The 12,124-nt window shown below is 59.8% G+C and carries 11 protein-coding genes; 10 read left to right on the top strand and 1 reads right to left on the bottom strand.

What is annotated here, in order from left to right; translation table 11 throughout:
• The 8 genes from GGD46_RS08275 (at window position 1) to GGD46_RS08240 (ending at window position 8,601) form a co-directional block, all read left to right on the top strand.
• Window positions 1-558 carry a GNAT family N-acetyltransferase gene (locus tag GGD46_RS08275; protein WP_210325502.1) on the top strand — a complete coding sequence of 186 codons (558 nt, stop codon included), beginning with the start codon at window positions 1-3 and terminating at the stop codon, window positions 556-558.
• A 361-nt stretch (window positions 559-919) separates the two neighbouring features.
• A complete protein-coding gene (locus GGD46_RS08270) occupies window positions 920-2,134 on the top strand; it encodes an ROK family transcriptional regulator (protein ID WP_184703272.1) in 1,215 nt (404 codons plus the stop codon).
• The gene (locus GGD46_RS08265) at window positions 2,131-3,387 is read left to right on the top strand and encodes a M20 family metallopeptidase (RefSeq protein WP_184703271.1); all 1,257 of its coding nucleotides are present in this window, start codon (window positions 2,131-2,133) and stop codon (window positions 3,385-3,387) included. Before GGD46_RS08270 ends, GGD46_RS08265 begins: the two co-directional genes overlap by 4 nt.
• Before the next feature lie 43 nt (window positions 3,388-3,430).
• Window positions 3,431-4,489, top strand: a complete 1,059-nt coding sequence (locus GGD46_RS08260; protein ID WP_409527673.1) for a substrate-binding domain-containing protein — start codon at window positions 3,431-3,433, stop codon at window positions 4,487-4,489.
• A 61-nt stretch (window positions 4,490-4,550) separates the two neighbouring features.
• A complete protein-coding gene (locus GGD46_RS08255) occupies window positions 4,551-5,615 on the top strand; it encodes a substrate-binding domain-containing protein (protein ID WP_313206292.1) in 1,065 nt (354 codons plus the stop codon).
• A gap of 84 nt (window positions 5,616-5,699) precedes the next feature.
• Window positions 5,700-6,641 carry an ABC transporter permease gene (locus GGD46_RS08250; protein ID WP_246806241.1) on the top strand — a complete coding sequence of 314 codons (942 nt, stop codon included), beginning with the start codon at window positions 5,700-5,702 and terminating at the stop codon, window positions 6,639-6,641.
• 14 nt (window positions 6,642-6,655) lie between these two features.
• The gene (locus GGD46_RS08245; protein WP_184703269.1) at window positions 6,656-7,855 is read left to right on the top strand and encodes an alanine racemase; all 1,200 of its coding nucleotides are present in this window, start codon (window positions 6,656-6,658) and stop codon (window positions 7,853-7,855) included.
• An 11-nt stretch (window positions 7,856-7,866) separates the two neighbouring features.
• On the top strand, window positions 7,867-8,601 hold the full coding sequence (locus GGD46_RS08240; RefSeq protein ID WP_184703268.1) for an ATP-binding cassette domain-containing protein: 735 nt from the start codon (window positions 7,867-7,869) through the stop codon (window positions 8,599-8,601).
• Window positions 8,602-8,711: 110 nt separating this feature from the next.
• Here GGD46_RS08240 and GGD46_RS08235 read toward each other — a convergent pair whose 3' ends face one another.
• On the bottom strand, window positions 8,712-9,425 hold the full coding sequence (locus GGD46_RS08235) for a GntR family transcriptional regulator (protein WP_184703267.1): 714 nt from the start codon (window positions 9,423-9,425) through the stop codon (window positions 8,712-8,714).
• Between the two features lie 267 nt (window positions 9,426-9,692).
• On the opposite strand from GGD46_RS08235, the gene GGD46_RS08230 reads away from it, so the two are divergent.
• Window positions 9,693-10,781: an ABC transporter ATP-binding protein gene (locus GGD46_RS08230; RefSeq protein WP_184703266.1), complete on the top strand. Its 1,089-nt coding sequence runs from the start codon at window positions 9,693-9,695 to the stop codon at window positions 10,779-10,781.
• A gap of 30 nt (window positions 10,782-10,811) precedes the next feature.
• The gene (locus tag GGD46_RS08225) at window positions 10,812-12,110 is read left to right on the top strand and encodes a PotD/PotF family extracellular solute-binding protein (protein ID WP_184703265.1); all 1,299 of its coding nucleotides are present in this window, start codon (window positions 10,812-10,814) and stop codon (window positions 12,108-12,110) included.
• Window positions 12,111-12,124 lie beyond the last annotated feature (14 nt).

Below are 12,124 nucleotides of genomic sequence, written 5' to 3'. Positions count from 1 at the left end.
ATGAGGATAGCTGCGCCGGACCGCGAATTCCCGGCACTCATAACCGAGCGGCTGCGGCTTCGCGAGCCAAGCATGGATGATAGAGACAGCTTCCACGCATTGATTTCGATTTCGGAAGTCACGCGCTTCTCGAACTGGTACGATGCGCCGACAAAGGCGCAAATCGACCGGACCTTGAAATGGATGTGTCAAATCTTCCCCAAGGGAACGGGATGTACCTGGTTTATCGAGGATCGGGGTGCCGGTGACCTGCTTGGGGCTATCCGTTTCAACCGATTTGACCGGCGTGCGAGCTGTGCCGAGCTCGGATACGAACTGCATCCTGCGGCTTGGGGTAAAGGGCTGATGAGCGAGGCGGCGCAGGCGGTCGTTCAATGCGGCTTCGACTATTTTTCACTGAACCGGATCGAGGCCTGGACGCTACCCGGAAACGGGGGATCCGATCGGGTTCTCGAAAAGGCGGGATTCCGCTATGAGGGCACGCTTCGCCAGAAGGCGCGGTTCAAAGGCGCCTTCCATGATTTCCGCATGTTCGGCTGTTTAGCCGGCGATCGGTAACTACCTTCCCAACCATATGTCTATCTGTTTCTTCTGCCAGGAGCGCGGCGCGAGAACGGTCGCGGGGCGTGCGATCAAGCAATCGGTCGAGCGGGGCTGAAGATGCGCTCGGGCTGACCGGTTCCTGAGCGACATCGCGAATGCGTTCGCTTTTCCGCCGGCAAAATCAGCACCTCCGATATCCGAAGCCACTGGCGCCATCCGCCTAGGCTCGGGCCGGCCTTATTCAAAACCCGCTGCACGGCAGCTCGCACAGTCAGCGCTTTATAACCCGATTGCGTTTTTCAGGACATCACGGTTCTTGACTCAGTTCTTTCGTCGTGATTTAGTTCGGTGATAGAACGAATTAATTGAGGACGTCGTGAGCGATACCCAGCGCATCTCCAGAAAGTTCTCCCAGCGTGCTGTCATGGAAGCGATCGTCCAAGGTGGGCCGATTTCGCGCGCTTCGATTGCCAAGCAGACGGACCTGTCCAAGCAGACGATCTCCGAGATTGTCCGTCAGCTTGAGTTGGAAGGCTGGATTAGAGAGACCGGTCGAACGTCAGGCCATATCGGCCGTACCGCCGTGACCTACGAGCTCATTCCAGATGCGGCTTACATCGCGGCCGTCGATCTTGGCGGCACCAAGGTGCGGGTCGCAATCGCCGATCTTGCCTGCCACGTCTTTGCCGAGGAGGTCGCGCCTACCGATCGCCGGGGTGGCCAGTTCGTCGTTGATCAGATTGCAGCGCTCTGCTGGCAGGCCGCCGCTGCTCAGAATATTCCCCGCGAAAAAATCCGCATGGCCGTGGTTGGTGCGCCGGGTGCGCCCGAGCAGTCGACCGGCCGCATCCTCATGGCGCCGAACATTCCCGGCATTCAGGATATGGATGTCGCGTCGGCGCTCGAGAAGGCGCTCGGTTTCGATGTCACCCTTGAAAATGACGTCAATCTTTGCGTCATCGGCGAGAACTGGCTGGGTCAGGGGCAGGGGATCGACAATCTCGCCTACATTGCAGTCGGCACCGGTATCGGCGGCGGGCTGATGGTCAATGGCCAACTCGTGCGTGGCGTTGGCAATGCCGCCGGCGAGCTGGGCTTCTTGCCTTTCGGCGCAGAGCCATTTGATCCGGAATCCTTGCGTACGGGTGCCTACGAGCGCGTTGTGGCCTCGTTCGGCATCATCGAGCGCTATCGCAGGCTGGTCGGCGAGGCAGCAACAGTTCCGGAGATCTTCGAAAAGGCTGCGGCCGGCGACGAAAAGGCGGCCACGGTGCTCGACGAGACGGCCAGACTTCTGGCGCAGGGCGTCGCGGCGATCGCGGCGATCGCCAATCCGCAGAAGGTCATTCTCGGCGGCTCAATCGGTCTGCGCGAGGAACTGGTCGTGCGGGTGCGGAAGTTCCTGCCGCAATGCTTTCCCTATCCGGTCGAGGTCGAGACAAGCGTGCTCGGCGCACGTGCGGCAATCGTCGGGGCGACTGCGATCGGGTTGAGCCATCTGCACAATGCACTTTTTGGCGCTGACGCGCCCGACAGCCGGATGTCTTTGCCGCCGGCCGAAACCGTGTCCTTCAAGGAGGCCGTGCGATGATTGCTGATGACATCACCGAACAACTTGCCGCGGCGCTCGACCGTGACGATGCGATCGCGCTGCTGCGCGCCGCAATCGGTCGTGAGAGCATTACCGGTCATGAAGCCAATTTCGTCTCGTTGCTCCACGCTGAGATGCAGTCGCGCGGGATCGAGAATGTGCGTGTGGCCGAGTTTCTCCCCGGCCGGCCGAATGTCTGGGGCGAGCGCAAGGGCGCTGGTGGCGGCAAGAGGCTGCAGTTTATCGGTCATACCGACACTGTGCATGTCGACGGATGGCGGGAGCACTGGGCCGGCACTGAGCGCGAGGATCCGTTCGGTGCGCATGTTATCGACGGACAGATATGGGGACGCGGCTCAGGCGACCTCAAAGCCGGCATCTGCACATCGCTCGCGGCTCTGTCGCTCCTCGACAAAGCCGGCATCAGGCTGAAGGGCGATCTTGCTTTCGCCTATGTCGGCGACGAGGAAAGCGGCCAGCCCGGCACGGGCATTTCCGCTGGCGTGAAGGATTATGTCGCTCGCATCGAGGCCGGTGAAGTCGCCAGGCCAGATTTCGTCGTCTACACCGAGCCGACCCGTCTTGCCGTCTATCCCGCCCAGATCGGCTTTTTCATCACCGACATTACCATAACAGGCAAATCGGCCTATTTCGGCGTGCCGGAGCTTGGCAAGGATGCGCTGAAGGCAAGCCATGCCGTCATGTCGGCGCTATGGAAGCATTCCGATGAAATTGCGGCGCGTGCAGAACATCCGCTGATCGGGCGCGGCTTCCTGCTGATTACCGGGCTTACCGGTGGCGGTTTCATCGCGGTGCCCGAGGAGTGCACGCTGTCGCTCATTCGCAAGTTGCTTCCCGGAGAATCGCTTGGCGATGCTGCGCAGGAGATGGAAGCGGTTATTCGCGGTGCAATCGGCGACCCCGATATCAAGGTGGCGATCTCCTATCCGGCCGGCCGCGATCACGAAGTGGGCGGTTCGGCGGCAGAGATCGATCCGGATCTGCCCGCGGTATCGATGCTCTGCGCCTCAGTTGCCAAGGCAATGGCGGGCCGCGGCGAACTGCAGGGCGCTCCGTTTTGGTCTGAAACGCCCTTTTTCGTCAATCGGCTGAACATTCCGGCTGTCTATTGCGCGCCGGGTGACATCCGCAACTGCCATACATTCGAAGAACATGTCGAGATCGATGAATACCTCGCCGGAATAGTCGCCTTTGCCAGCTTCATGGCGCGCTATTGCGGCGTGGCCGAATAAAAAGTGCAGAACCAACAAAGCAAAAGGGAACACAACCATGCTGATGAGGACAATGTTGACTACAGCGCTTCTGGCCGGTGCGCTGATTGCTACGCCGATGCTCGCGCACGCAGACACGGTCGGCCCGGCCGGCGAACCCGCTACGAAGAGTGCTGAAGTCAAGCTCTCCGACGCCGATCTCGCCAAGCTCAAGGGCAAGAACTACAAGGCGGCCTTGCTCTGGCACACGTCGTCGGATTTCACCAATGCGGTCTCGGCCGGCGCCAAGGATGAGTTCGCCAAGGCTGGCGTAGAGGTCGCTGTGACCACGGATGCCGGCTTCGATGCAGCCAAGCAGCGCAGCGACATCGAAACCGCGCTTGCCGCGAAGCCGAACGTCATTCTGGCACTGCCGCTCGACCCAACCACCTCTGCGGAAGCGTTCCGGCAGGCGGTCAAGGATGGCACCAAGCTTGTCTTCCTTTCCAATGTACCGGCTGGCTACAAGCACGATTCCGATTACGCCGCGATCGCCACCGACGACCTGTTCCAGATGGGCAAGCAGGCAGCGGATGCGCTTGCGACGGCGATCGGTAAGAAAGGGAAGGTTGGCTACATCTTCCACGACGCGACCTACTACGTCACCAACCAGCGCGATCGTGCTTTCAAATCGACGATCGAAAAGGATTATCCGGATATCAAGATCGTTGCCGAGCAAGGCATCTCCGATCCAGCGCGTGCCGAAGAACTTGCAAACGCCATGCTCCTGCAGCATCCCGATCTCGACGGTATCTACGTGACCTGGGCCGAGCCTGCCGACGGCGTACTCGCCGCATTGCGGGGCGCCGGCAACAAGCACGCCAAGGTGGTCACGCTCGACCTCTCGGAGCCCGTCGGCCTCGATATGGTCAAGGGTGGTAACGTCACCGCCATCGTTGCCGACAAGGCCTATGAGTTGGGCCGCGTCATGGCCGCAGCCGGATTGAAGTCGCTGATCGGCGAAAAGACGCCACCGTTCATCATCGCGCCGGCGCTGACCGTGACCAAGGCCAATGTCGCCGAGGGCTGGAAAGAGTCGCTCAATCGCGATGCGCCGAAGTCGGTTCTCGACGCTGCAAAGTAATTGCTCAGGCCGGCGGCTCATATCGCCGCCGGCTCCCTGGCACATTTTCGGAGTAAACTCCATGCGTATGATCTCCGCGGTTTCACTCGCCGTCGCGGCAGCCTTCGTCTCCGGCCACGCCCTCGCGGTTGAAGGCCAGACCTCCGGCCCGCACGGTGAAAAGCCGACACCGGCAGCAAGCTACACCCTGACCTCTGCAGAAGAGCAAAAGATCAAGGATGGAAAGTTCTCCGCTGCTCTCGTCTGGCACGAAATGAGCGAATACACGACGGCGGTCAATGCTGGCGCCCGAGACGAATTCACGCGGCTGGGCATTCAGGTGATCGCAGAGACCAATGCCGGCTTCGACGCCGCGCGGCAGAAGTCCGACATCGAGACGGTGCTTGCCAAGAAGCCGGCGATCATCCTGTCGTTGCCCGTCGATCCCGCCACGGCGGCCAATGTCTATGATCCCGCCCTCAAGGCCGGCGTGAAGCTTGGCTTCGTCGACAATTCCCCCGTCGGCTACGCCCAGGGCAAGGATTACGTGACGATCGTCTCCGACGACCTCTTCCAGATGGGACAGAAGGCCGGCGTTGCGATGGCGACTGCCCTCGGTAAGAAGGGCAAGGTCGGCTACATCTTCCATGATGCCGATTTCTATGTGACCAACCAGCGCGACCAGGCCTTCAAGAAGACCATCGAGCAGGACTATCCCGAGATCAAGATCGCCGCGGAGCAGGGCATGGCCGATCCGGCACGTGCCGAGGAAATCGCCCAGGCGCTCGTGACGCAGCATCCCGACCTCGACGGCATCTACGTCACCTGGGCGGAGCCTGCGCTGAGCGTACTTTCGACTTTGCGTTCTGCCGGCAATACCCACACCAAGATCGTTGCGCTCGACCTCAATGAGCCGGCGGCGCTCGATATGGTCAAGGGTGGCAATGTTACGGCACTCGTCGCGGATGAGGCCTACAACATCGGCGTGACAGCAGCGCGGGCAACGGCCGGATCGCTGGTCGGCAAACAGGCAGCGCCGTTCCTGGTGGTCGATTCACTCGCCGTTACCAAGGATGGCGTGAAGGAAGGCTGGCAGAAGTCGCTTCACAAGGATGTGCCGGCAAGCATTGCCGCCGCTTTGAAATAACGCATGGCGGCAGGCTTATCCTGCCGTTTCATCCCGCTCGGAAGAACCGATTTGTCTATCGCTAGTAAAACAGGCGCAACGGCCATGCCCATGAAAAGCCGCATCAATCTTCAACAATATGTCGTCTATTTCGGCTTCGTCGCAATCTTTCTGTTCTTTGCTGTCGTGCTGAAGGACAGCGGCTTTCTGACCGCGCGAAACCTCTCCAATATCGTGCTGCAGACCGCGCCTGTGACAATCATGGCCATCGGCCTGGTATTCGTGCTGTCGGCGGGTGAGATCGATCTCTCCATCGGGTCGATCGTTGCCGTGTCGGCATTGACTGCCGCCGTCACCATCGGAAGCTACGGCATGGTGCCAGGCATTCTCGCCGGTTTAGGCGCTGGACTGGCAATCGGTTTTGCCAATGGTGTTTTGGTCGCCTATGTGCGGCTGCCCTCTTTCCTGGTCACCCTTGCGACCATGGGGCTCTTTGCCGGCGTTGCCCGATCGTTGACCAATCTCCGTTCCGTACCCGTCACCGATGAGATGTTTACCGGCTTCTTCGGCTCCGGGACGCTCCTCGGTATTCCCTCGCTCATCTGGTGGACCGTCCTCGCCATCCTTGCCGGGCACATTATCTATCGCGAGACCCGCTTCGGTGCTCATGTGCTCGCGGTGGGTGACAATGCCCGCGCGGCCAGCGTTTCCGGTATCAAGGTGGCGCGCATTCGCCTGACGGTCATGATGCTGAGCGGTGGTCTCGCCGGTCTCGCGGGGCTGCTTTATGCCGGCCGCCTGCAGGCCGCCAAGTACACGCTCGGCGAAACCGACCTGATGACGGTCATTGCTGCCGTCATCGTTGGCGGCACGCTGCTGAACGGCGGCAAGGGCTCGATCGTGGGCGCACTCGTCGGCTCGCTGATGATGGGCATGCTCAATAACGGCCTTATCCTCATGGGACTTTCGGTGTCCGATCAGATGATCGTCCGTGGTTTCATCATTCTTGCGGCAGTTGCCGTGTCGCTGCGCGAAAAGCAGCGCTGAAGAAGGGTTTTCCAATGTTTCTCGACGTGCTTCGCCGCCGCAATCCGAAATTCATCGAGGCAGCAATCGCGCTGCATCGCGAGGGCCGGATCCCCGCCAATTCCTATGTGCTCGATCTCGATACGGTCGAGGCCAATGCGCGTGTCCTGAAGACGGAAGCCGACCGCCTGGGGCTGAAGATCTTCGCGATGACCAAGCAGGTTGGCCGCGCCAGCTCTTTTGCACAGGCAGTCCTGCGCGGCGGGATCGATCGGTCCGTTGCCGTTGATATGGCCTGTGCCCGCGCGACGCATCGCGCCGGTCTGAAAGTTGGCCATCTCGGCCATCTCCAGCAGGTCGCGCGTCATGAGGCCAAAGCGGCAGCCGCGCGTTTTCGTCCCGATTACTGGACGGTCTTCAACGATGAAAAGGCGAGCGAAGCTGCCGCCGGTGCGAAAGCCGCCGGCTACACGCAAAATCTGCTCGCCCGTATCAAAGCCGAAGGCGATACTTTCTACCGCGGTCATGAAGGCGGCTTCGATGCTGCAGACGTCGCCCAGGTCGCTGATAGCTTCGATCGCCTGGATGGCGGCCGGTTTGCCGGCATCACCACATTCCCCGCCCTGCTTTTCGATCAAAAGACGCGCAAGGTCATTCCGACCCACAATCTCGCGACGCTGACCAAAGCGGCCGACGTGCTTGTAAGGGCTGGTCGGAGCGATGTCGAAGTGAATGCACCGGGGACGACGTCGTCGATATTGTTGCAGGCGCTTGCAGACGCCGGTGCGACCCAATGCGAGCCCGGCAACGGCCTGCATGGCACGACGGCGCTGCATGCGGTCGAGGATCTGCCGGAACTGCCGGCCGTCTGCTATGTCACCGAAGTATCGCATCTGTCGGGTGGCAAAGCCTATTGCCTCGGCGGCGGCTTCTACATCGATCCGGTCTTCCCCGACTACGACGTCAGGGCTATTGTCGCAGACGAGCCGACGGTTGCGGCGACAGCGCTTAGAAGCGTGGAGATCCCGCCTCCATCGATGATCGACTACTATGCCATGATCGATGCCGGCGGCCCCGGTGTGCCCAAGCCGGGCGATACGGCAGTGTTCGGCTTCCGTGGCCAGGCTTTCGTTACCCGCGCCTATGTCGTCGGAGTGTCGGGTATTTCCAAAGGGCAGCCCAAAGTCGAAACGATCGAGAACAGCCTCGGCGAAGCCGAGTCCTGGCCGGTATAGGGGTATTCGAGATGAACGCTTCCGCTCCTGTCCTTGCGCTTAAGGACATCAAGAAGAACTTCGATGCCGTGGTGGCGATCGAGAACTTTTCGCTCGATATCCATCCCGGAGAGATCGTGGCGCTGGTCGGCGACAATGGCGCCGGCAAGTCGACCTTGATCAAGATCATCTCCGGCGTCTATGCGCCGTCATCGGGGACGATTACCATCGAGGGCGATACGGTCGCCATGTCGAGCGCGACGATGGCGCGTTCGCACGGCATCGAAGTCGTTTACCAGGATCTGGCGCTCGCCGATCAGCAGACCGTCTACATGAACATGTTTCTCGGGCGCGAGCTGACCAGCGGTTTTGGATTGCTCGACCGCAAGACGATGATCGCCGAAACCGAGAAACTGGTGCAGGAACTCGATGTCCGCATCCCCTCTGCGCATGCCACGATCAAGGATCTTTCCGGAGGCCAGCGGCAGGGCGTGGCAATCGCACGCGCCACGCGTTGGGCAAAGAAGCTCATCCTGCTTGACGAGCCGACGGCAGCGCTCGGCGTCGCTGAAACGGCGAAGGTCGAGGCCATTGTGCAGTCGCTGAAGTCCCGCAATATCGGCGTCTTGATCATCAGCCACAGTCTCGATCAGGTCTTCAAGCTTTCCGATCGCATCTGCGTGCTTCGCCGGGGAAAGCAGATCGGGATTCGCAAGACATCCGAAACGGACAAGAACGAGATCGTTTCGATGATAACAGGCGTCTGACGCGTGCCGCGGTTAATTGGGCGAAGCGACCTTCGAGAGCCGCGCCCAATTTGCCGCCGGCTGAGCCGCCGACGCAAGATGCGGTAGGCATAGGTTGTCAGATTGTCGCCTTATTGCTCGAACGCTTCTCGCAAGCCGAAGGACTTGCGCTCGCGCAGATCGAGGTCCGCTTCGATATGAGCGATATGGTGAAGCATCAAATCGCACGCGGTATCGACGTCCTTGCGCTCTAGAGCAGAGACAATGTCACCATGCTCGGAATGACCGCAGCTTGAGGCACTCGATTGGCCGTAAAGAGCGATCACCAGCGATGATCGGGCAACGAGTTCTTCCATGAACCTCTGCATGACGAGATTGCCTGACATCGAAGCGAGCATCAGATGGAAGTCTCCGGATGCCTTGATTTCGGCGCGGCGAGCGGACTGTCCGCGCTCCGCCATCAATCGTCCTTCGTCCAGCAGCAACTGCCGCAAATGCGCCAGTTCGACCGGAGTGATCCTTTCTGCCGCCGCTTTCAGAATGCCGGGCTCGACCAAGCGTCGGGCCGCGAATATCTGCCGGGCTTCCTCGGGCGAAGGGTAGGCAACGAAGGCACCTCTGTTTTTCTCGACGCTGACAAGGCCTTCGTAGGAGAGCGCCTGCAAAGCCGCACGCGCCAATGTCCGGCTGACGTTGAACAGGCTGCCGACATCGCTCTCAGACAGTTTCGTTCCAGGTGCGAGCCTGCGCTCGACGATCGCTTCGCGAATTGCGTCGCGGATCTGCTGGGACCCATTTTCTGTGGAATCGGCGGGTGCGTGAAGCGCAGTTGCTGAAGAGTTCATGAAGTCGCTGACCTGATATTTGACCAAACGATATCTCGGTTTGCTGCGGAAGTTAACTGGAATTTGCGGCAAATGGAGTACTTAATCGTATACAATTGCCTGTATGTATCGCAGACAATCGCCTAAATAATGAGCAAATTAATTTCTGCACTCAGGAGGGCAAAAGCAGCGGCGTCAATGAAAATATAGATACTACAATAAGTTAGTGCACCGCAGCAAAACTGGCACGATTGATGCAATGCCTTTCCCAAACAAAAGGGGAAGATGATGTCGAAAGCGGCAGAGATAGACATTGCGTCCGTTTCGAAGGTCTATGGGACGATCACGGCCGTCCACGCGATCAGCCTGAAAATCCCGGCAGGGGCCTATTGCTGCTTTCTGGGGCCTTCCGGCTGCGGCAAGACCTCGACGCTGCGCATGATTGCCGGACACGAAACTATCTCGTCCGGCGACATTCGGCTTGGCAATATCGTCGTTACGGACTTTCCCCCCGCCAAGCGCGGCACCGCGATGATGTTTCAGTCCTATGCGCTTTTCCCCCATCTCGATCTTGTCGACAATGTCGCCTTCAGCCTGAAGATGAAGGGCATGAACAAGGACGAACGTCGCGCCAAGGCGCTCGACATGCTGAAGCTGATGCAGATGGAGGCCTACGCAAGCCGGCGCCCCGCACAGCTTTCGGGCGGTCAACAGCAGCGCGTGGCGCTGGCTCGTGCCCTGATCACCGATCCCGAGGCGCTTCTGTTAGACGAACCGCTCTCGGCACTCGATCCGTTCCTGAAGATCCGCATGCGTGCCGAATTGAAAAGGCTGCAGAAGACGCTCGGCATCACCTTCGTTCATGTCACGCACAGCCAGGAGGAGGCAATGGCGCTCGCCGATGTCATCGTTGTCATGAATGATGGCCGTATTGAACAGGCGGCCACGCCACGCCAGATCTTCGAGCATCCTGCAACAGCCTTTGTCGCCCGCTTCATGGGCGACCATAATGTGCTGTCGGGGCGGGTGACTTCGAACGAGGATGACGTCCTTACCATGACCGTGGCGCATGGGCAGAGCTTCTCCGTGCGCGGGAGAGGCCGCCAAGTCGGTGAGCCCGTCGATATCGGCATTCGCACGGACCGAGTTCGACTTGAGCCTGCCGCTGACAAAAGCCTCGGCTTCAACGGTGTGGTCTCCAACGTTGAATACCGCGGTGCGACGTTGAAGATCACGATCATCGGCGCCGGTAGCGACGATTTCACCGTGATTACAAGCAATGACGACGCTTCCGCCAGATCGATAGCTATCGGAGACGCCGTCTCACTGAGTTGGGCTCAGGAGGATGTCATCCTTCTGGGTCGTATGTCCGCATGAAAATCCTAATCATCAAAAAGGGGAACTGACATGACGACTGATGTGAAGACTACCAAGATCAGCAAGGGCATTTCTCGCCGCTCGCTGCTCAAGACCGGTGCCGCCGCTCTCGGCGCCATGGCCGGTTCCGGTGTTATCACGGGTTTTCCGACCATATGGGCGCAATCGAACATCACACTGCGCCAGTTCGGCACCGGCGTGTCGAACATCAATGCCATCGCCGAGAAGTGCAAGGCTGATCTTGGCATTACGCTTGAGATGACGGCGACCGATTCCGATGCCGCAGCGCAGCGCGCCGTCACCCAGCCGAACAGCTACGACATCGCCGACATCGAATACTGGATCGCCAAAAAAGTATTCCCATCTGGCGTGCTGCAGCCGATGGACGTCAAGAAGCTCAAGTATTTTGATAAGATCGTGCCTCTCTTCATCAACGGCAAGCTGAAGCCGGATAGCGTTATTGCGCAAGGGACGGCGCCGCATACGGTCGGATTCGTTGAAGCGCAGGGTTCCAAGAAGTTTGCCAAGGAGCCGACGCAGTGGATGACGATGGTTCCGACCATCTACAATGCCGATACGCTCGGCATTCGCCCCGATCTCACGGGCCGTCCGATCACCAGCTGGGCCGACATTCTCGATCCGGCCTTCAAGGGCAAGACCGCGATCCTCAACATCCCATCCATCGGCATCATGGATGCAGCGATGATCATGGAAGCTGCCGGCAAGATCAAATATGCCGACAAGGGCAACATGACGAAGGCGGAGATCGACAAGACGATCGAATTCCTGATCAAGACCAAGGGAGACGGACAGTTCCGCGCCTTCTGGAAGTCCTTCGACGAGAGCGTCAACCTGATGGCATCGGGCGAAGTCGTCATCCAGTCGATGTGGTCGCCGGCCGTCGCCGCCGTGCGCTCGAAGGGAATTGCCTGCACCTTCCAGCCGCTGAAGGAAGGCTACCGCGCCTGGGGCGGCGGCCTCGGCCTCGCCTCGCATCTGAAGGGCGCGCAGCTTGATGCCGCCTATGAATATATCAACTGGTACACATCCGGCTGGGTTGGCGGCTATCTCAACCGGCAGGGCTACTACTCCGCCTGCATGGAAACGGCCAAGCAGTTCATGTCAGCCGACGAATGGGGCTACTGGATTGAGGGCAAGCCAGCGCAGGGCGATATTCTCTCTCCGGAAGGCAAGGTCATGGAGAAGGCCGGGGCCGTTCGAGACGGTGGCTCCTTCGAGGCCCGCATGGGTGCGGTCGCCTGCTGGAATTCCGTCATGGACGAAGATCGCTACATGGTTCGTCGCTGGAACGAGTTCATCGCCGCCTAGGCCGATGTCGATCA

It is taken from the genome of Martinezella lusitana (assembly GCF_014207095.1).
Lineage (GTDB): Bacteria > Pseudomonadota > Alphaproteobacteria > Rhizobiales > Rhizobiaceae > Rhizobium > Rhizobium lusitanum_B.
This window is presented reverse-complemented; position numbering and strand designations above follow the sequence as displayed.

Coding starts and splice junctions, on each gene's coding strand:
- GGD46_RS08275 (WP_210325502.1), top strand. CDS start 1: ATGAGGATAGCTGCGCCGGACCGCGAATTCCCGGCACTCATAACCGAG.
- GGD46_RS08225 (WP_184703265.1), top strand. CDS start 10,812: ATGACGACTGATGTGAAGACTACCAAGATCAGCAAGGGCATTTCTCGC.
- GGD46_RS08265 (WP_184703271.1), top strand. CDS start 2,131: ATGATTGCTGATGACATCACCGAACAACTTGCCGCGGCGCTCGACCGT.
- GGD46_RS08260 (WP_409527673.1), top strand. CDS start 3,431: ATGAGGACAATGTTGACTACAGCGCTTCTGGCCGGTGCGCTGATTGCT.
- GGD46_RS08230 (WP_184703266.1), top strand. CDS start 9,693: ATGTCGAAAGCGGCAGAGATAGACATTGCGTCCGTTTCGAAGGTCTAT.
- GGD46_RS08235 (WP_184703267.1), bottom strand. CDS start 9,425: ATGAACTCTTCAGCAACTGCGCTTCACGCACCCGCCGATTCCACAGAA.
- GGD46_RS08240 (WP_184703268.1), top strand. CDS start 7,867: ATGAACGCTTCCGCTCCTGTCCTTGCGCTTAAGGACATCAAGAAGAAC.
- GGD46_RS08250 (WP_246806241.1), top strand. CDS start 5,700: ATGCCCATGAAAAGCCGCATCAATCTTCAACAATATGTCGTCTATTTC.
- GGD46_RS08245 (WP_184703269.1), top strand. CDS start 6,656: ATGTTTCTCGACGTGCTTCGCCGCCGCAATCCGAAATTCATCGAGGCA.
- GGD46_RS08255 (WP_313206292.1), top strand. CDS start 4,551: ATGCGTATGATCTCCGCGGTTTCACTCGCCGTCGCGGCAGCCTTCGTC.